This is a genomic window from Bacillus sp. SIMBA_031, assembly GCF_046535225.1.
In the GTDB taxonomy this organism is placed as follows: Bacteria; Bacillota; Bacilli; order Bacillales; family Bacillaceae; genus Bacillus; species Bacillus velezensis.
The window spans coordinates 239,031-257,308 of sequence record NZ_JAWRXC010000002.1 but is presented as its reverse complement, the minus strand read 5'-3'; the positions used below and the strand labels follow the sequence as shown (position 1 = coordinate 257,308).

The following is an 18,278-nucleotide window of genomic DNA, read 5'->3' as shown; positions in this document are numbered from 1 at the left end:
AGTATCCTTTTTACGTTTGTCTCGCTTCCAGCCGTCTGGCTGCGAGAGACAGGCTGTAATTGACCGCGAAATACATCAGGGCCGCTAGCAGAAAGATCGGGAAAAAATATCCTCCGTCAGCGCTTTGTCCGTTTAAAATCTGCGCGTTATGAATCAGTTCGGGCAGAGCGATGACGACCGCAAGTGACGTATCCTTTAATAAGGAGATAAACTGGCTCACAATCGGAGGAACCATACGCCTGAGCGCCTGCGGCATGACGACGAGAAAAAGAGTCTGCGTGTATGTCAGTCCTGAAGAACGCGCCGCTTCAATCTGTCCTTTGTCAACGGATTGCAAACCGCTTCTGATGATTTCTGACAGCATGGCCGATTCAAAAATCGTCAGCGCCGTAATGGCGGCCGCGGTAATTTCCAGTTTGATCCCGATTTCCGGAAGGGCAAAAAACGTAAAGAAAATGATTAATAACAGCGGCAGGTTGCGGATGGTTTCCACAATGGCCGCTATACTGCCCGAGACGATAGGAATTTTCGCATAGCGCAAAGTGCCGGCGGCAAGCCCGAAAATAAAACTCAGGACAATGGAGATCAGCGCAACATAAAGTGTGACCAAAAAGCCGTCCCATAAAAACAGCAGATGGTCAGGTGTATAGGCGCCGCTAAAATCCATGTTTTTCACTCTCCTTTTCTAATAACTCTTTCCGAGACGTCTTTCCAAATAGTGAACCCCGATGCTGAGCGGGATCGTTAATATCAAATAAAAAAGCGCGACGAAAATATAGACATCAAACACGACAAGAGTGCTTGAGGAAACGAGATCCGCCTGATACATCAAATCGAGTCCCGCCACCACTCCGAGTATTGATGAGTTTTTGACAAGGTTGAGAAATTGGTTTCCGAGCGGGGGAATCACGATTTTTACGGCCTGAGGAAGAATGATATATCTCATCGCCTGACTGTAGGTGAAGCCTGACGATCTGGCCGCTTCCATCTGCCCTTTGGAGACAGTCTGAATTCCGGCTCTGATGGCTTCTGCGATAAAGGCGGACGTATAAATCGTCAGCGCAATCGTTCCCGCCTGAAAGCCGTCCAGTCTCAGCCCGGCGTTCGGAAGTCCGAAATAAAAAACGAATGTGATGAGGAGAAGCGGGATGTTCCGGATAAATTCCACATACGCAGTGCCGATCCATTGAAGGGGTTTGAAAGCCGTGATTCTCATGACTGCGATCAGAACGCCCAGCGCAAAACTGCCTGCCAGCGCGACGAAGCTCGCAAGCAATGTGTGCAGGAAACCGTCCATATACATATCGAAGTTTTCCGTTAAAATTGAAAAGTTCATCTATGTCACTCCTTATAAAACGGGGATGAGCATGGCTGCTCATCCCGCGGTCCTTTCTATTTTGCCGGTTCTTCTTTAATCCATTTTTTATAGATTTTTTCGTACCTGCCGTCGGCTTTCATTTTTTTCAAAGAGGCGTTGATTTCCTTGATGAGTCCGGATTGGCCTTTTTTGACGGCGATTCCGTAAGGTTCATCGGTGAAGGTTTCGCCTGTCAGCTGATATTGTTTATTTTCATCTGCCATGCCGTATAAAATCGCATTATCGGTTGTGAGCGCATCTCCCTGTCCCGCTTTAAGCGCAGTGAACGCTTCGGCGTAATTTTCAAATTCCAGCACTGAGGCGTCAGGCGCTTTTTCTCTGATGTTTTGTGAGGAAGTAGAGCCTTTTACCGCCAATACTTTTGAGCCTTTTCCCAGGTCTTCGGTGCTTTTGATGCTGCTTCCTTTTTTGACGAGCAGGGATTGCCCGGCTTCAAAATAAACATCTGAGAAATCAACTTCTTTTTTCCGCTCATCCGTTATCGTCATCGTGGCGGTGATGGCATCGATATCGCCGTTTTGCAGCATCGGAATTCTCGTTTTTGACGTCACTTCTTTAAATTCCGCTTTCTTCTCATCCCCCAGAATATCTTTTGCGAGCTGTTTTGAGATATCAATATCGAAGCCTTCAATATCACCGGAGCTTGGGTTTTTCAGCCCGAATAACCTCGTGTCGGTTTTGACGCCGAAGATGATTTTGTCTCTGTCTTTAATAGAGGCTAACGTGTCTTTTCCCGTTCCTTTTGAATCCCCGGACGTTTCTTTCCCTCCGCAGGCTGCCAGCATAAAGACGGCCAGCAGTGATATCAATCCGAATGACAACCATTTTGTTACGCGTGACATAAGCGCTCCTCCGTTTCTTTTCAGTGATTTAAAATACGGCTTAAGAATAAACGCGCCCTCTCTTCACGGGGGCTTTCGTAAAATTCAGCCGGTGCAGCTTCTTCTAAGATGGCTCCGCCGTCGATAAACACGATGCGGTCCGCCACTTCTTTTGCGAATCCCATTTCATGTGTGACGACTGCCATGGTCATGCCTTCCTTTGCGAGTGTTTTCATGACATCCAGCACTTCCCCGATCATTTCCGGATCAAGCGCGGATGTGGGTTCATCAAACAGCATAATTTCGGGCTTCATCGCAAGCCCCCTGGCGATGGCGACACGCTGCTGCTGGCCGCCCGAAAGCTGTGAAGGATAAGCGTCCGCTTTTTCCGGTATACCGACTTTTTTCAAATAGTATAAGGCCGTTTCTTTTGCTTCTTCTTTTGATTCCTTAAGCACTTTGATCGGTGCGAGCATGATGTTTTGCAGAACGGTTTTGTGCGGGTACAGATGAAAATGCTGAAACACCATGCCGATATTGCGGCGGACCTGATTTATATCCGTTTTCTTGTCATGGATGGAGACGCCGTTTACCGTTAAGGCGCCTCCATCAACTGTTTCCAGCTGATTAATGCAGCGGAGAAGCGTGCTTTTTCCCGATCCTGAAGGTCCGATGATAACGACGACTTCCCCTTTTTTAATGTGCAGATTAATGTTTTTCAGCACGTGGAAATGTCCGTAGTGCTTATTTACATCCTGAAATGAAATCATGGCCATCCTCCTTAAAAAAACATGAGTCATATTGACTGGACAGTTTTTGAAATCCTTTAACACATTACGATGGTTATACAGATTTTTATGAATATTATTTAGGTTATTTCGTAATTTCTGATAATTATTTCCGTCAAGAGGTCTGCGTCATAAGGCGGAGTTTATGAAAGGGGAATAATTCCGGCTTTCTGTCAAAAGATAAAGCAAGAGGTGAAACGTCATGCTTCAAAAACCGCTGCAGCTCTTAATGTGGACGGCTGTATGTCTGCTCGTTTTGTTAACAGTGTATGTCTTTTGCATGCTCGATATGTTATGGTCTCCCATTTGGCTTGTTATAAAATCTCTCTTTATTCCTATATTCATCGCAGTATTTATTGCTTATCTTTTACTTCCGATTACTGAATGGCTTCATAGAAAAGGGATGCCTAGAACTTTAAGCCTGCTTCTGATTTATTGCCTGTTTTTCGGCGGAATCGGCTGGGGGGTTTATAAAGGGGTTCCTGTTTTAATTGAACAGCTGCAGGATCTGTCTGAGAGCATTCCCGGTCTTGCCAAAAACTACAACAGTATGCTGAAGCATCTGCATAATCACACGGATCATTGGCCTGACGGCATGCACCATCGGATGGACAAAATGATTCAGCAGACAGAAACGTTTCTTGCCGGCACGATTGAAAGCACGATCAGAAGCATCCGTTTCGTGCTTGATTATATCCTGATCGCGGCGACGATTCCTTTTCTCGTGTTCTATATGGTGAAGGATATAGACGTCATGAAAAAGACAGTCTGGTATTTGACGCCGAAGTCCTGGAGGAAAAGGGGGAGTGAATTTCTGCGGGATGTGGACGACTCTCTCGGTGATTACATCCGCGGTCAGCTTCTCGTTTGTTTTTTGCTCGGGTTAATAGCCGGCGTTTCATTTTGGCTGTTCGGGCTTCCTTACCCGCTGATTTTGGGTCTTGCCATCGGGATTACGAATGTCATCCCGTATTTCGGTCCGTTTATCGGCGCTGTACCGGCGCTGCTCCTTTCGCTGGCGATTTCTGCTAAAGCTGTGATCATCGTAATCGTCACGATTTTTATTCTGCAATTTATAGAAGGAAACATTTTGAGCCCGCTTATTGTCGGGCGCAGTCTCAGAATGCACCCCGTCGTGATCATGCTGGCGCTCCTTGCCGGAGGAGAGCTCGCGGGCATTCCCGGCATGATTCTCGCTGTACCGGCGGCAGCCGTTTTAAAAGTGACGGCCATACACTTTTTGCGGATCAGGACGGAACATTGACATTCGGGTTCTGCTTGGCTATAATTTCGAGTAGAATACATACGAATCTCGAGTGACGGATATGAGTACGCCGAAGCCCTGTTTAAGAGAGAAGCTCCGATACGCTGAAAGGAGCTTCAGCAGAAGATCGGCGGAAGCTAATCCTGAGTGCAGTTAAAGGCTGCCGCAGTCCTGCGTTACGGGATGAAAGGTGACAGGCCTTTTTCGGCCTGTAATCAGGGTGGTACCGCGAGACAGCTCTCGTCCCTGTGTGAACGCATGGTTTGCATAGGGAGAGAGCTTTTTTGCTGTCGCAAAAGAGAATTTCGGGTAGTGATAAGGAGGAATATAGATGAAACACTTAACTTCTGCTGAAGTGCGTCAAATGTATTTAGATTTCTTTAAAGAAAAAGGCCATGCCGTGGAACCGAGCGCCTCATTGGTTCCGCATGAAGATCCGTCTTTATTATGGATCAACAGCGGCGTTGCGACGCTGAAAAAATACTTTGACGGCCGCGTTGTGCCGGAGAATCCGAGAATTGTAAACGCGCAAAAATCAATCCGAACAAATGATATTGAAAATGTGGGGAAAACGGCGCGCCACCACACGTTCTTTGAGATGCTCGGAAACTTTTCCATCGGTGATTATTTTAAAGAAGAAGCCATCACGTGGGCATGGGAGTTTTTAACGAGCGAAAAGTGGATCGGCTTTGATCCGGAGCTGCTGTCTGTAACGGTTCACCCTGAGGATGAAGAAGCTTATACGCTATGGGCGGAAAAAATCGGCGTTCCGGAAGAAAGAATCATTCGTCTGGAAGGGAACTTCTGGGATATCGGCGAAGGCCCGAGCGGACCGAATACGGAAATTTTCTATGACCGCGGCGAGAAATACGGCAATGACCCGTCAGATTCTGAATTGTATCCGGGCGGCGAAAATGACCGTTATCTTGAAGTATGGAACCTGGTATTCTCAGAGTTCAACCACAACCCGGACGGCACATACACACCGCTTCCGAAGAAAAACATTGATACGGGCATGGGGCTTGAACGGATGGTCTCCGTGATTCAGGACGTCCCGACAAACTTTGACACTGATTTGTTTATGCCGATTATTGAAGCAACAGAGCGCATTTCCGGAGATGCTTACGGAAAGGATGCAGTGAAGGATACGGCCTTTAAAGTGATCGCCGATCATATCAGAACGGTCGCATTTGCGGTAAGCGACGGAGCTCTGCCCTCAAATGAAGGGCGCGGGTATGTACTGAGACGCCTCTTGCGCCGGGCAGTGCGATACGCGAAAACCCTCGGTATCAGCCGTCCGTTTATGTATGAGCTGGTACCGACTGTTGCAGGAATTATGGACGCTTTCTATCCGGAGGTGAAAGAAAAGCAAGAGTTTATCGCCAAAGTCATCAAAACGGAGGAAGAGCGCTTCCACGAAACATTAAACGAAGGTCTGGCCATTTTATCCGACGTGATAAAGAAAGAGAAGGAAAAAGGCAGCGGCATCATCTCCGGAAAAGACGTATTCAAACTGTACGATACATACGGATTCCCGGTTGAATTAACGGAGGAATACGCGGAAGATGAGCAAATGAAAGTTGACCATAAAGGCTTTGAAGCCGAAATGGAAAAACAGCGTGAACGGGCGAGAAATGCGCGCCAAGATGTAGGAAGCATGCAGGTTCAGGGTGGGGCATTGCGCGACATTACCGCAGAAAGCACATTTGTCGGCTACAGTGCCGTAAAAGCTGAAGCGAAGGTGATCGAGCTCCTTCATGACGGGCAATTAATCAGTGAGGCGCATGAAGGGGATACCGTCCAAATCCTTCTTGACAAAACGCCTTTCTATGCTGAAAGCGGCGGACAGATCGGTGACAGAGGAGTGCTGAGAAGCGAGCAGGCTGTCGTAACCATTAAAGACGTGAAAAAAGCTCCGAACGGTCAGCATGTACACGAAGGCACGGTGGCTAGCGGCACGATTCAAAAAGGCGCAAGCGTGACGGCTGAAGTTGAAGATCAAATGAGAAGCGGCGTGGTGAAAAACCATACGGCAACCCACCTTCTGCACCAGGCGCTGAAAGACGTTCTCGGCACACATGTCAACCAAGCGGGTTCACTCGTTACCGAAAATCGTCTGCGTTTTGACTTCTCTCATTTCGGTCAAGTGACGAAAGAAGAACTTGAACGCATTGAAGGAATCGTCAACGAAAAAATCTGGGAGAGCATTCCGGTAGCGATTGATTTGAAACCGATCAATGAAGCGAAAGAAATGGGCGCAATGGCCCTATTCGGCGAGAAATACGGCGATATCGTCCGCGTCGTACAAGTCGGAGATTACAGCCTTGAGCTTTGCGGCGGATGCCATGTCACGAATACGGCAGAAATCGGTCTGTTTAAAATCGTATCCGAATCAGGGATCGGCGCAGGGACGCGAAGAATCGAAGCCGTAACAGGAAAAGGCGCTTATCAGGAAATGAACAGCCAGCTCAGCCTTCTGCAGCACGCTGCGGACGAGCTGAAATCAAACGTAAAAGACGTACCGAAGCGAATTCAGTCTCTTCAAGCGGAGCTGAAGGAAGCGCAAAGAGAAAATGAATCATTGCTCAGCAAACTTGGCAATGTGGAAGCCGGAGCCATTTTGTCTAAAGTAAAAGACATCGGCGGCGTAAAAGTGCTGGCTGAAAAAGTAAATGCGAAAGACATGAACCACCTTCGCACTATGGTGGATGATCTGAAAGCGAAGCTCGGTTCTGCGGTCATCATTCTCGGCGCCGTGCAAAACGAGAAAGTCAACCTTTCAGCAGGCGTGACGAAAGACCTGATCGAAAAAGGCCTTCATGCCGGCAAAATGGTCAAACAAGCGGCTGAAGTCTGCGGAGGCGGAGGCGGAGGCCGTCCGGACATGGCGCAGGCCGGCGGAAAGCAGCCTGAAAAATTGGAAGAGGCGCTGGCATCTGCGGAAGATTGGATAAAATCCGTTTTATAATCCTTTCAACTAGTGTAGAATGATGATAAGATGAGGACCTCAGGCTGAACTTTGCCTGCGAATTTGGGAAAGAGGTGCAAAACGGTGAGCTCGTTTGATAAAACGATGAAATTTAATTTCTCCGATGATTCTGCTGAAACAAACGTCGAAGAAGTGCTGAATACGGTATATGATGCGCTTCAGGAAAAGGGGTACAATCCTATCAACCAGATTGTCGGATACTTGCTGTCTGGAGATCCTGCATACATTCCTAGGCATCGCGACGCCCGGAACTTAATTCGCAAACTGGAACGTGACGAATTAATTGAGGAATTGGTAAAATCCTATCTAGAACAGCATAAAGAGGCGTAAATACATTCATGAGAATATTGGGACTTGATCTTGGAACGAAAACACTCGGCGTAGCTTTAAGCGATGAAATGGGCTGGACCGCTCAGGGCATTGAGACGATAAAAATAAACGAGGCTGAAGGAGATTACGGTCTGGACCGTTTATCCGAGCTGATGAAAGACTATAATGTAGAGAAGATCGTGCTCGGTTTTCCGAAAAACATGAACGGGACGATCGGTCCGAGAGGCGAAGCCAGCCAAACATTTGCGAAACTGCTTGAAACAGCGTACAATGTCCCTGTTGTGCTGTGGGACGAGCGTCTGACGACGATGGCGGCTGAAAAAATGCTGATCGCGGCTGACGTCAGCAGGCAAAAACGAAAAAAAGTCATTGATAAAATGGCGGCTGTCATGATCCTTCAAGGATATCTGGACAGTTTAAACTAAGAGGTGAAAAGAAATGGAACACGGCGAAAAACACATTACAATTGTCGATGATCAAGGCAACGAACAGCTTTGCGAAGTGCTGTTTACATTTGAAAACGACACATTCAACAAATCTTACGTACTTTATTATCCGATTGATGCTCAAGACGATGATGAAATCGAAATTCACGCTTCAAGTTTCGAACCGAACGAAAACGGTGAAGACGGCGAACTGATGCCGATTGAAACCGATGAAGAGTGGGAAATGATCGAAGAAACGCTTAACACGTTTTTAGCGGAAGAAGATGAAGAATAAAATGAACGGAAAAAGCCGGAGCGCATATGCGCTTCGGCTTTTTTTTGTAATAAATTGCCGAATGCACATGAATCATGTAGTATAAGAGCTGTTGGGAGGAAAATACTTGTATGAATATCAATCAGACTAAAAATTCATTTCCGCGTAAAAACAAAAAAACGACGATAATACTGTCCTCCGTGATCGCTCTGCTTATCATCATTTGCGGTGCTTTTTTCTATGGGAAATCTCTGCTGTCCCCGGTTGACAAAGGCAGCAAAACGGCAGTCAATATTAATATTCCGAGCGGTTCTTCCGTTTCGGCAATCGCTGAAATTCTTGAGGATCAGCATGTCATCAAAAGCAAAAAAGCATTTCAGCTGTATGTGAAGTATAAAGGCGCTTCCGGGTTTCAGGCGGGATTTTACCACCTGAATAAAGGAATGGATGCGGATACGATTATCAAAAAACTGACCGCGGGATCAACGGGATATGCCTTTCAGATCTCCGTTCCTGAAGGAAAACAGCTTACACAGATTGCGGATGCGATCGCAAAAGAAACATCATATTCAAAAGAAGAGATCATGGCGAAACTGGATGACAAAACATTCATCGGCAAACTGAAAAAACAGTTTCCTGATACGATAACGGACGCACTTTCAAACAAGAAGCTCAAGCATCCGCTCGAAGGCTATCTGTATCCGGCCACATATCCGTTTAATGATCCGGATGCATCGCTTGACACGATTTTGACGGCAATGGTTCAGGAAACAAACACCCGTATCGAAACGTATAAATCTGAACTGGAAAAAAAGAAACTTTCCGTCCATAACGCTCTGACGATGGCATCACTTATTGAAGAAGAAGCCACCGCCAAAGCCGACCGTCACAAAATCGCCAGCGTTTTTTACAACAGGCTCGAAGAAAAAATGCCGCTGCAGACTGACCCGACGGTATTATATGCGGCCGGTAAGCATAAAAGCCGGGTCTACTACAAAGACCTGAAAATTGATTCTCCGTTTAATACGTATAAACATAAGGGGCTGCCGCCGGGACCGATTGCAAATGCCGGTGATTCATCATGGGAAGCGGCTCTCCGCCCTGACAAAACGGATTATCTTTATTTCCTTGCAAAATCAAACGGCGAGGTCGTTTTCACCAAAACATTAAAAGACCATAATAAAGCGAAGGAAAAGTATATTTCCAAAAAAGACAGCGAATAAAAGGAGGGCAAAAGCTCTCCTTTTATTCCATTCTGAAAGGTTTTATGATAAAATATATCGGGTTGTTTACTTATGGATAAAGAAGTGTCTTAAGAGAGTGTCCCCGCGGATTCGTCAGGGGCACTCCTTTTTAGAACGGAGGCTGTTTGCCGTGAATGATCGGTATGAACAAATAAACGAGTATATAAACGCGATGCTGAAGCCTCGGCCTGATAAAGTGAAAAAGCTTGAAGCCTATGCAAAGGAGCACCATGTTCCGATTATGGAAGAAGCGGGCATTGAAGTGCTGCTTCAAATGCTGTCGATTCAACAGGCGAAAAACATTTTGGAAATCGGCGCGGCAATCGGATATTCCGCCATACGGATGGCGCTTGAGCTTCCGGATGCGAATATTTACACGATTGAACGGGACGACAAACGCTATGAAGAAGCTGTGAACAATATAAAAGACTTTGAAATGGAAAACCGGATTCACGTAATGCACGGGGATGCGCTGGAACTTTCTGAGTCTGTCCGTGTCACGGCTCCTTATGATGCCATTTTTATCGACGCGGCCAAAGGCCAGTACACGAACTTTTTTGAGCTCTATGAACCGATGCTTGCGCCGGATGGAGTCATTTTTACGGACAATGTTCTGTTTAAAGGGCTGGTGGCACAAAATCACTCGGACATTGAGCCGAAAAGAAGACGGAAGCTTGTTGAAAAAATTGATCAATATAACCAATGGCTGATGGACCGGCCTGACTATCAAACGGTCATACTGCCGGTCGGAGACGGCATCGCCATCAGTAAAAAGAAGAGGTGAAGGATCATGAAAAAACCTGAACTTTTGGTGACTCCGACTTCTGTACAGGATATTCTTCCGCTCATTCAAGCGGGCGCAACGGCCCTGTTAGTCGGAGAACAGAGATACGGCCTGAGACTGGCCGGTGAATTTTCAAGAGAAGATATAAAAGAAGCCGTAAAGACAGCTCATCAGGAAGGCGCGAAAGTGTACGCCGCCGTCAATGCTATTTTTCACAACGAAAAAGTGGACGAGCTGAACGGCTATCTTGCCTTTTTGCAGGAGGCCGGCGTTGATGCGGCTGTTTTCGGTGATCCGGCCGTTTTAATGGCGGCGCGTGAAGCGGCTCCCGAGCTTAAACTGCACTGGAGCACGGAAACAACGGGAACCAACTACTATTCCTGCAATTACTGGGGACGCAAAGGCGCACGGCGGGCAGTGCTGGCTAAGGAATTAAATATGGACAGCATCATTGACATAAAAGAAAACGCCGAAGTGGAAATTGAAATTCAAATCCACGGCATGACGTGCATGTTCCAATCGAAGCGTTCTTTAGTGGGCCATTACTTCGAATACCAGGGTAAAGTCATGGACATCGAACAGAAGAAAAAAGAAGCGGGGATGTTTCTGCATGACAAGGAACGGGGCAATAAATACCCGATTTTTGAAGATGAAAACGGCACGCACATCATGAGCCCGAACGATGTGTGCATGATTGATGAATTAGAGGACCTGATGGACGCCGGCATCGATTCTTTTAAAATCGACGGAGTTTTGAAGTCTCCTGAATACTTAACTGAAGTGACCCGCATGTACAGAGAAGCAATCGATTTGTGCTTCGAAAGCCGAGAGACATACGAAGAGAAAAAAGAGAGCTGGATAGAGCGGATTGAAAGCATTCAGCCTGTGAACAGAAGCATCGACACAGGATTCTTCTTTAAAGAAACGGTCTATTAAAAAGGAGGGTGCAACGGATGACAGCCGTAAATCAAACCATTTCCAAAGTCGTAAACGGAAAACGCGTCATTACGAAAAAACCTGAACTCCTTGCTCCGGCAGGAAACCTTGAAAAATTAAAAATTGCCGTTCATTACGGAGCGGACGCGGTTTTTATCGGAGGACAGGAATACGGACTCCGCTCAAATGCGGATAACTTCTCAATAGAAGAAATCGCAGAGGGCGTAGAATTTGCCAAAAAATACGGGGCAAAAATATATGTGACAACAAACATTTTCGCCCATAATGAAAATATGGACGGTCTGGAAGAATACTTAAAAGCGTTGGGAGACGCAAAAGTTGCCGGAATTATCGTCGCTGATCCGCTGATTATTGAAACATGCCGGAGAGTGGCCCCGGACGTAGAAATTCACCTCAGCACACAGCAGTCCCTTTCCAACTGGAAAGCGGTGCAGTTCTGGAAAGAAGAAGGGCTTGACCGCGTGGTGCTTGCCCGTGAAACGAGCGGACTGGAAATTAAAGAAATGAAGGAAAAGGTGGATATTGAAATTGAAACCTTTATCCACGGCGCCATGTGTATCGCTTATTCAGGCCGATGCGTGCTGAGCAATCACATGACAGCCCGGGATTCCAACCGCGGCGGCTGCTGTCAGTCCTGCCGCTGGGATTATGACCTGTATCAGACAGACGGTGCAAACGCGGTCGCGCTCTATGGCGAAGAAGACGCTCCGTTTGCGATGAGCCCGAAAGATTTAAAATTGATTGAATCCATTCCGCAAATGATCGAGATGGGCATCGACAGCCTGAAAATTGAAGGCCGGATGAAATCAATTCATTACGTTGCGACGGTTGTCAGCGTGTATCGCAAAGTCATCGACGCATACTGCGCTGATCCTGAAAACTTTGTCATTCAAAAAGAATGGCTGGATGAGCTGGACAAATGTGCAAACCGGGATACCGCGCCTGCTTTCTTTGAAGGCACGCCCGGGTATGAAGAGCAGATGTTCGGTGAACACGGAAAGAAAACAACATTTGATTTTGCCGGTCTCGTGCTCGCGTATAACGAGGAAACTCAAATGGTGACGCTCCAGCAGCGCAATTTCTTTAAACAAGGTGACGAAGTGGAATTTTTCGGTCCTGAAATCGACAATTTCACATTCACAATCGGCACTATTTGGGACGAAGACGGAAACGAGCTTGATGCTGCCCGCCATCCCCTGCAAATCGTTACATTTAAAGTAGACAAAAAGATTTATCCGAGCAACATGATGAGAAAGGGGAAGTAATCACCAATGGGTAAGAGTCCTGTAGTTATAGGCATCGCAGGAGGTTCCGGATCAGGAAAAACAAGCGTCACCCGTTCCATCTATGAACAGTTTAAAGGACACTCGATTTTAATGATCCAGCAAGACCTTTATTATAAAGACCAAAGCCATCTTCCGTTTGAAGAAAGGCTGAACACAAACTATGATCACCCGCTCGCATTTGATAATGACTATTTAATCGAGCATATTCAAGAGCTTTTGAATTACCGGCCGATAGAAAAGCCGATTTATGATTATAAACTGCATACGCGTTCTGAGGAAACCATTCCGGTTGAGCCGAAAGATGTCATTATTCTGGAAGGCATTCTCGTTCTCGAAGATAAAAGACTTCGCGACCTCATGGATATGAAACTTTATGTCGACACGGACGCGGATCTCCGTATCATCAGACGGATTATGAGAGATATTAACGAAAGAGGCCGTTCAATCGATTCTGTCATTGAGCAGTATGTGTCCGTCGTCAGACCGATGCACAATCAGTTTGTTGAACCGACGAAACGCTACGCGGACATCATTATTCCGGAAGGCGGGCAAAACCACGTCGCGATTGATCTGATGGTCACGAAGATTCAAACGATCCTTGAACAAAATGCAATTTTGTAATACCATAGCATAGACATAAATAACTCAGACCATATTATGTATAGGCTGGAAGGGAATGAGACAGTTCCCTTCTTTCCCTGTTTATAAACCGAAACATTTGCAGAAAACACATATTCAGTTTAAGATAAACAGTACCTATATGGGAGAGAAGAACGAGGACTGCCCTGTGTTCTCATTCTTGATTTTTTCGTTTATGCTCTCATACATAATCACACGTTATTGTTGAGGGACAACCACCAAGGAGTGAAGGAACATGGCACAAGAAAAAGTTTTTCCGATGACTCACGAAGGAAAACAAAAACTTGAACAAGAATTAGAGCAATTGAAAACGGTTAAACGTAAAGAAGTAGTAGAACGCATTAAAATCGCAAGAAGCTTCGGAGATCTGTCAGAGAACTCTGAGTATGATTCTGCAAAAGAAGAACAGGCATTTGTGGAAGGGCGCATCACGACGCTTGAAAACATGATCCGCAATGCGAAAATCATCGAGGACGACGGCGGTTCAAATGTAGTCGGTTTGGGAAAAACCGTATCATTTATCGAATTGCCGGACGGTGAAGAAGAATCTTACACGATTGTCGGAAGCGCTGAAGCTGATCCGTTTGAAGGGAAAATCTCAAACGACTCGCCAATCGCCAAAAGCCTGCTCGGCAGAAAAGTGGACGAAGAAGTGACAGTTCAGACGCCGGGCGGAGAAATGCTCGTGAAAATTGTGAAAATTTCATAAGATCTGTTTAACAATGAAACACCTCGTCCAAAATGTGGATGAGGTGTTTTTTTATGATCGTATCAAAAAGGCTGAAAGCGGCCATGATTTGTTTTCTGCTCGTGTTTTTCTTTCTGCTTGCGAGGCTGGCTGAAATTCAGCTGTTTTTCACAGAATCTTTTTCAAAATCCAATATTAATCTGATTCAGGAGAGCGTCAAGCAGCGGACGGAAGAAGTCCTTATTTCAGACGGACGCGGCTCTTTTCTTGATCGGAACGGCAAAGAACTGACCGGAAAAAAGCAGCCTGCGGTCATACTGTTTCCCTTTCTCGTGACGCAGGATTGGCCGGTTGACCGGGTATCAGACATTCTCGGAATGAAACAGGGGGAGCTCAGGCAGCTGCTCACGGAAGCAAAAAAACCGGTGATCCTGAACAGCAGAAAAATAAAACATTTGACGAAACAATCCGTGTCAAATATCAATTCTTTGAAATATCCAGGCATTTACGGCGTATATATGAAAGACAGCAAAGAAACAAACATAGCCGCTCATTTGTTTGGCGCGACAAACCAGGACCCTGAGCTTTTGAAAAAGAAATACCCCGGCAGGAAGGAACTGCCGATCACGGCAAAAATCGGGACAAGCGGGATGGAGCGGACGTTTGATGAGTTTTTACTTGCGGATCAGGACACAAAACTTTTGTATCATGTCGACGGAAGGGGAAACCCTTTATTCGGAATGGACGTCAAATATACGGCTGAAGCAAACGCGTTTTATCCGCTGCAAGTCAAAACCTCCATCGACCGCAATATTCAAAAAGCAATGGAAGATGTATTGAAAGACCGCGGGTTAAAAAAGGGGGGAGCCGTCCTTTTAGACATTGAAAAAAGCAGTGTGCTCGGAATGGTCTCAAAGCCTGACGCCGACATGTCAAAGCAGCAGACACTGCAAAATTACATGCTGACGCCGATTTATCCGGGATCAGTATTTAAAACGGTGATCGCCGCAGCCGCAATAGAACAAAACGAAGTGAAGCCGGGCACATCCTTTAACTGCAATCTCAACCTGTACGGAGAGCCGGGGGATGACAAAGGCACGCTCAGTTTTGGAGAAAGCTTTGCCCAAAGCTGCAATTATACGTTTACAAGTCTTGCGGAAAAATTGATCAAAAAAGATGATTCCGTTATTGAAAACATGGCGGAAAAACTCGGTCTCACCCAGCGGGCGGGCTGGGAAGGCAAGCTGTACCGGGAAGACGGATTCAGGCAGTTGTATAATGAAAAAAGCGGGGTCATTTGGGGAGATGACAAAGACAAAACCGTAAAAAAAGCCGTCGCACAGACGGCGATCGGGCAAAAAAACGTGAAAGTCACGCCTCTTGAAGTCGCCAATATGATGGCGGCGATCGCGCGCGGCGGTGAAAAAAAACAAGTCAAAATCGCGGACAAAATTGAATACAAAAACAAAACGACGATGGCGTCATTCAAAGATCAGCCGTTAAAAGGGGAAAACATCGACAAATATACGGCGCAGCAGCTTCAAAAAATTCTCAGAGAAGTCGTCACCTCACCGAAAGGAACCGGCCGAAGGTTTCAGGATCTGCCGTATGAGATAGCAGGCAAATCGGGAACGGCCCAGACGGGAATGTTCACAAAAGAAAAACAGACGCTTTACCACAAATGGTTTGCGGGATACTTTCCCGCGGACAAGCCGAAATACGCTCTCGTGGTGCTGCACATGGACACGCCGGGGGATAAGGCTCTGACAAATACAGTGTTTTATGATATTGTTAAAAAGGTACATGAAAATGAAATAAATCAGACATAGAACAACCGCTCAGCCCATGTTAAAATATATGCTGAGCAAGAGGGATAAAGGAGTGCAGAATGATTGAGCAATAAACAATCTCGTTTTGAAAACCGTGATAAGCGCAGAAAAGCAAATATGGTGCTTAACATTTTAATTGCTATCGTATCTATTCTTATTGTCGTCGTTGCCGTCAGCCTCTTCATCAACAGTCCGTCGGGCGACGTGAGCGAAAAAGCGGACACGAGCCAGAAGCAGGAAACACCTGCATCAGGCAAGACGAAGCAGACATCGGATGAAGACATAAAAGACAGCAAAAAAGATACGGCATCAGACGATGACAAAAAAGATAAACAGGATAAGGACACATCTGATTCATCTTCAGACTCTGACAGCAAAAAAGACGATGATTCATCGAAAAGTGATGACAGCAGCAAAAAAGACTCTGATTCAAGCGATCCTTTTAAAGGCGCAAAAATAACAGAGGGCGGTTCATCAAGCGATGTCGAGAAAACAATTGTTAACCCAAAATGGAAAGCGGTCGGCACAAAGCAGACGGGAGAACATGCGGCGACGTATGACTCAAGCTCTGAAGACTGGGCCGAAATGCTTGACGCCATCTCTTACGCAACGGGCGTGTCAAAAGATCACATGACAGTGCTGTGGCTCGGAAACAATGGAAGTCCGCAAGATGCGAAGGGTAAAGTTTTAGACAAAACGAACGGCAAAAAGTATCAGGTCACCATCACTTGGAAAGACAAAAAAGGCTGGAAGCCGACAAAAGTAGAAACCTTAAAATAACCGCAAAAAAGCAGCTGATTATTCAGCTGCTTTTTTCTGTCATACGTCAGCTGAAAAATGCACCGACGCGCTGTAAAGGACTCTGCCGTCAACGGCCGTCACCTGATGGGATACGGAACGGACGCGAAGCATAATCGCCTGGTTGTTTTCAATCTGAACGTTTATTTTCTTTTCAAGCTCCTGCAAAGATGCCGCTTCGAAAAATTCTACTTTATCTTTGATTAAATCCAATTGAAAATTCATCAGTACAGATCCTCCTGATTTTTCTTCTGAGTCAATGAAAGTATAAGCCTTTCTGCCGTAATTGCGCAATAATCCCAAAGTATTTTAGTACCCTTCCATTCTTTTTTGTGATAGGATAGGAACTGTTCCACGATTAATCCATACTATACTTATAGGAATTATAAATTATGGAGAGTGAAAAATATGGGCCGTGAATTTATTCCTTTATTTGAAGATTGGGCAGCGACTTATGACGCCACAGTGCACGGGGCTGACAGACAATATGCTGCTGTTTTTAAAGGATATGACAACATTCTTGACAGCATTGTCGCACTTTCGGGTTCAAACGTTTTAGAGTTCGGACCGGGAACGGGGAATTTAACGGCGAAATTAGCCGCCGCGAACAAAAAGGTGTTTGGTGTAGAACCGTCTCCGTCAATGAGAAAACTGGCGGCTGACAAGCTTTCTGACAAAGCCGTGTTCAGTGACGGAGATTTTCTGGAGTTTCCCGCTCCGCCTTTTCAAATAGATACCATCGTCAGCTCGTACGCCTTTCATCATTTAACCGATGAAGAAAAGCGAACGGCTGTAAAGCAGTATGGCGCAATCCTTCAGAAGCATGATAAAATAGTGTTTGCCGATACAGTCTTTAAAGATCATGAAGCTTATGATGAAGCCATTCAAAAAGCAAGCCGAAACGGCTATCATCAATTAGCGGACGATTTAAAGACGGAACATTATCCGACACTCGCGACAATGAAAAACATCTTTTCAGAAGAGGGATTTGCCGCGCGGTTTACGCAGCAAAATGACTTTGTCTGGATAATGGAGGCGATTAAACGGTAAATCGAAGGGATTGTGTATAAATGAAACTGGCAGTCATCGGAGCAATGGAAGAGGAAGTTACGATTTTAAGAAGCAAACTGAAAGACGCAAAACAAGAGATGATCGCTCACTGTGAGTTTACAACTGGCAGCTATGAAGGCATCGAAGTCATCTTGCTGAAATCAGGTATCGGGAAAGTCAACGCGGCGATCAGCACGACGCTTCTGCTTGACCGTTTCAAACCTGATTATGTGATTAACACAGGCTCAGCGGGCGGTTTTCATCATACATTGAATGTAGGCGACGTCGTCATCTCAACAGATGTCCGCCATCATGACGTGGATGTGACGGCGTTTGACTATGAATACGGACAGGTGCCGGGTCTTCCGGCAGCATACAAAGCTGATGAAAAGCTGATCAGCATTACTGAGGAAGCGGTTTCTGAACTGAACGGCATTCAAGTCGCCAAAGGCACAATCGCTACGGGAGATTCTTTTATGAATGATCCGAAGCGGGTTGAAGACGTACGCGCCAAATTTGCGGATTTGTACGCGGTTGAGATGGAAGCTGCGGCTGTCGCACAGGTGTGCCACCAGTTCAAAACGCCTTTTGTTGTCATCAGAGCTTTATCTGATATTGCCGGAAAAGAATCTGACGTTTCATTTGATAAATTTTTAGAACAGGCTGCCGTTCATTCAACTGAGCTTGTCCTGAATGTCATCAAACGAATTCACTAAGCGGGGGATTCTCGTTCT

General features: G+C 46.0%; 20 protein-coding genes and 1 other annotated feature. Of the genes, 15 read left to right on the top strand and 5 right to left on the bottom strand.

Annotated elements, in window-relative coordinates:
- Nucleotides 1-10 precede the first annotated feature (10 nt).
- The 4 genes from SB724_RS08150 to SB724_RS08135 are packed head-to-tail and all read right to left on the bottom strand — an operon-like array spanning nucleotide 11 to nucleotide 2,969.
- Nucleotides 11-667 (bottom strand): amino acid ABC transporter permease, encoded by a 657-nt coding sequence (locus tag SB724_RS08150; RefSeq protein ID WP_032873869.1) that lies wholly within the window; start codon nucleotides 665-667, stop codon nucleotides 11-13.
- 18 nt (nucleotides 668-685) lie between these two features.
- Nucleotides 686-1,336, bottom strand: coding sequence for an amino acid ABC transporter permease (locus SB724_RS08145; protein ID WP_265971195.1), 651 nt, complete (start codon nucleotides 1,334-1,336; stop codon nucleotides 686-688).
- Nucleotides 1,337-1,392: 56 nt separating this feature from the next.
- Nucleotides 1,393-2,220 carry a transporter substrate-binding domain-containing protein gene (locus SB724_RS08140; RefSeq protein ID WP_007408208.1) on the bottom strand — a complete coding sequence of 276 codons (828 nt, stop codon included), beginning with the start codon at nucleotides 2,218-2,220 and terminating at the stop codon, nucleotides 1,393-1,395.
- 20 nt (nucleotides 2,221-2,240) lie between these two features.
- Complete coding sequence (locus SB724_RS08135; RefSeq protein WP_265971197.1) at nucleotides 2,241-2,969, bottom strand: amino acid ABC transporter ATP-binding protein; 729 nt, start codon at nucleotides 2,967-2,969, stop codon at nucleotides 2,241-2,243.
- A 220-nt stretch (nucleotides 2,970-3,189) separates the two neighbouring features.
- On the opposite strand from SB724_RS08135, the gene SB724_RS08130 reads away from it, so the two are divergent.
- The 13 genes from SB724_RS08130 to SB724_RS08070 all read left to right on the top strand — a co-directional run bounded on the left by SB724_RS08130 (nucleotide 3,190) and on the right by SB724_RS08070 (nucleotide 16,476).
- Nucleotides 3,190-4,251, top strand: a complete 1,062-nt coding sequence (locus tag SB724_RS08130) for an AI-2E family transporter (RefSeq protein WP_007612803.1) — start codon at nucleotides 3,190-3,192, stop codon at nucleotides 4,249-4,251.
- 43 nt (nucleotides 4,252-4,294) lie between these two features.
- Nucleotides 4,295-4,502, top strand: a binding site (T-box leader).
- 80 nt (nucleotides 4,503-4,582) lie between these two features.
- Nucleotides 4,583-7,219 carry an alanine--tRNA ligase gene (gene alaS, locus SB724_RS08125; protein ID WP_410570738.1) on the top strand — a complete coding sequence of 879 codons (2,637 nt, stop codon included), beginning with the start codon at nucleotides 4,583-4,585 and terminating at the stop codon, nucleotides 7,217-7,219.
- 84 nt (nucleotides 7,220-7,303) lie between these two features.
- A complete protein-coding gene (locus tag SB724_RS08120) occupies nucleotides 7,304-7,570 on the top strand; it encodes an IreB family regulatory phosphoprotein (RefSeq protein ID WP_012118070.1) in 267 nt (88 codons plus the stop codon).
- Between the two features lie 8 nt (nucleotides 7,571-7,578).
- On the top strand, nucleotides 7,579-7,995 hold the full coding sequence (ruvX, locus tag SB724_RS08115; RefSeq protein WP_003152750.1) for a Holliday junction resolvase RuvX: 417 nt from the start codon (nucleotides 7,579-7,581) through the stop codon (nucleotides 7,993-7,995).
- Nucleotides 7,996-8,008: 13 nt separating this feature from the next.
- Nucleotides 8,009-8,290 carry a DUF1292 domain-containing protein gene (locus SB724_RS08110; protein WP_003152751.1) on the top strand — a complete coding sequence of 94 codons (282 nt, stop codon included), beginning with the start codon at nucleotides 8,009-8,011 and terminating at the stop codon, nucleotides 8,288-8,290.
- 110 nt (nucleotides 8,291-8,400) lie between these two features.
- The gene (gene mltG, locus SB724_RS08105) at nucleotides 8,401-9,492 is read left to right on the top strand and encodes an endolytic transglycosylase MltG (RefSeq protein WP_410570736.1); all 1,092 of its coding nucleotides are present in this window, start codon (nucleotides 8,401-8,403) and stop codon (nucleotides 9,490-9,492) included.
- A gap of 151 nt (nucleotides 9,493-9,643) precedes the next feature.
- Nucleotides 9,644-10,297, top strand: a complete 654-nt coding sequence (locus SB724_RS08100) for an O-methyltransferase (RefSeq protein WP_007612793.1) — start codon at nucleotides 9,644-9,646, stop codon at nucleotides 10,295-10,297.
- 6 nt (nucleotides 10,298-10,303) lie between these two features.
- Nucleotides 10,304-11,233, top strand: a complete 930-nt coding sequence (locus SB724_RS08095; protein WP_007408214.1) for a peptidase U32 family protein — start codon at nucleotides 10,304-10,306, stop codon at nucleotides 11,231-11,233.
- Nucleotides 11,234-11,250: 17 nt separating this feature from the next.
- The gene (locus SB724_RS08090; protein ID WP_007612788.1) at nucleotides 11,251-12,519 is read left to right on the top strand and encodes a peptidase U32 family protein; all 1,269 of its coding nucleotides are present in this window, start codon (nucleotides 11,251-11,253) and stop codon (nucleotides 12,517-12,519) included.
- Nucleotides 12,520-12,525: 6 nt separating this feature from the next.
- On the top strand, nucleotides 12,526-13,161 hold the full coding sequence (gene udk, locus SB724_RS08085) for a uridine kinase (protein ID WP_003152763.1): 636 nt from the start codon (nucleotides 12,526-12,528) through the stop codon (nucleotides 13,159-13,161).
- A gap of 253 nt (nucleotides 13,162-13,414) precedes the next feature.
- Nucleotides 13,415-13,888, top strand: a complete 474-nt coding sequence (gene greA / locus SB724_RS08080; RefSeq protein WP_003152766.1) for a transcription elongation factor GreA — start codon at nucleotides 13,415-13,417, stop codon at nucleotides 13,886-13,888.
- A gap of 53 nt (nucleotides 13,889-13,941) precedes the next feature.
- Nucleotides 13,942-15,696 carry a peptidoglycan D,D-transpeptidase FtsI family protein gene (locus SB724_RS08075; RefSeq protein WP_410570733.1) on the top strand — a complete coding sequence of 585 codons (1,755 nt, stop codon included), beginning with the start codon at nucleotides 13,942-13,944 and terminating at the stop codon, nucleotides 15,694-15,696.
- A gap of 63 nt (nucleotides 15,697-15,759) precedes the next feature.
- Nucleotides 15,760-16,476 (top strand): YrrS family protein, encoded by a 717-nt coding sequence (locus tag SB724_RS08070; protein WP_014418462.1) that lies wholly within the window; start codon nucleotides 15,760-15,762, stop codon nucleotides 16,474-16,476.
- A gap of 39 nt (nucleotides 16,477-16,515) precedes the next feature.
- On the opposite strand, the gene SB724_RS08065 is transcribed toward SB724_RS08070, so the two are convergent.
- Entirely contained in the window at nucleotides 16,516-16,719 is a 204-nt protein-coding gene (locus SB724_RS08065) for a YrzA family protein (protein ID WP_265971206.1), read from the bottom strand.
- 183 nt (nucleotides 16,720-16,902) lie between these two features.
- Between SB724_RS08065 and SB724_RS08060 the strand changes: the two genes are divergently transcribed.
- Nucleotides 16,903-17,544 carry a class I SAM-dependent methyltransferase gene (locus tag SB724_RS08060; RefSeq protein WP_088461162.1) on the top strand — a complete coding sequence of 214 codons (642 nt, stop codon included), beginning with the start codon at nucleotides 16,903-16,905 and terminating at the stop codon, nucleotides 17,542-17,544.
- A gap of 20 nt (nucleotides 17,545-17,564) precedes the next feature.
- On the top strand, nucleotides 17,565-18,260 hold the full coding sequence (gene mtnN, locus SB724_RS08055; RefSeq protein ID WP_007612774.1) for a 5'-methylthioadenosine/S-adenosylhomocysteine nucleosidase: 696 nt from the start codon (nucleotides 17,565-17,567) through the stop codon (nucleotides 18,258-18,260).
- Nucleotides 18,261-18,278 lie beyond the last annotated feature (18 nt).

What these genes read in the sequence shown, in the direction of transcription:
- SB724_RS08150 (WP_032873869.1), bottom strand. Translation starts at nt 667, where the DNA reads ATGGATTTTAGCGGCGCCTATACACCTGACCATCTGCTGTTTTTATGG.
- SB724_RS08145 (WP_265971195.1), bottom strand. Translation starts at nt 1,336, where the DNA reads ATGAACTTTTCAATTTTAACGGAAAACTTCGATATGTATATGGACGGT.
- SB724_RS08140 (WP_007408208.1), bottom strand. Translation starts at nt 2,220, where the DNA reads ATGTCACGCGTAACAAAATGGTTGTCATTCGGATTGATATCACTGCTG.
- SB724_RS08135 (WP_265971197.1), bottom strand. Translation starts at nt 2,969, where the DNA reads ATGATTTCATTTCAGGATGTAAATAAGCACTACGGACATTTCCACGTG.
- SB724_RS08130 (WP_007612803.1), top strand. Translation starts at nt 3,190, where the DNA reads ATGCTTCAAAAACCGCTGCAGCTCTTAATGTGGACGGCTGTATGTCTG.
- alaS (WP_410570738.1), top strand. Translation starts at nt 4,583, where the DNA reads ATGAAACACTTAACTTCTGCTGAAGTGCGTCAAATGTATTTAGATTTC.
- ruvX (WP_003152750.1), top strand. Translation starts at nt 7,579, where the DNA reads ATGAGAATATTGGGACTTGATCTTGGAACGAAAACACTCGGCGTAGCT.
- SB724_RS08110 (WP_003152751.1), top strand. Translation starts at nt 8,009, where the DNA reads ATGGAACACGGCGAAAAACACATTACAATTGTCGATGATCAAGGCAAC.
- mltG (WP_410570736.1), top strand. Translation starts at nt 8,401, where the DNA reads ATGAATATCAATCAGACTAAAAATTCATTTCCGCGTAAAAACAAAAAA.
- SB724_RS08095 (WP_007408214.1), top strand. Translation starts at nt 10,304, where the DNA reads ATGAAAAAACCTGAACTTTTGGTGACTCCGACTTCTGTACAGGATATT.
- SB724_RS08090 (WP_007612788.1), top strand. Translation starts at nt 11,251, where the DNA reads ATGACAGCCGTAAATCAAACCATTTCCAAAGTCGTAAACGGAAAACGC.
- udk (WP_003152763.1), top strand. Translation starts at nt 12,526, where the DNA reads ATGGGTAAGAGTCCTGTAGTTATAGGCATCGCAGGAGGTTCCGGATCA.
- greA (WP_003152766.1), top strand. Translation starts at nt 13,415, where the DNA reads ATGGCACAAGAAAAAGTTTTTCCGATGACTCACGAAGGAAAACAAAAA.
- SB724_RS08075 (WP_410570733.1), top strand. Translation starts at nt 13,942, where the DNA reads ATGATCGTATCAAAAAGGCTGAAAGCGGCCATGATTTGTTTTCTGCTC.
- SB724_RS08065 (WP_265971206.1), bottom strand. Translation starts at nt 16,719, where the DNA reads ATGAATTTTCAATTGGATTTAATCAAAGATAAAGTAGAATTTTTCGAA.
- SB724_RS08060 (WP_088461162.1), top strand. Translation starts at nt 16,903, where the DNA reads ATGGGCCGTGAATTTATTCCTTTATTTGAAGATTGGGCAGCGACTTAT.
- mtnN (WP_007612774.1), top strand. Translation starts at nt 17,565, where the DNA reads ATGAAACTGGCAGTCATCGGAGCAATGGAAGAGGAAGTTACGATTTTA.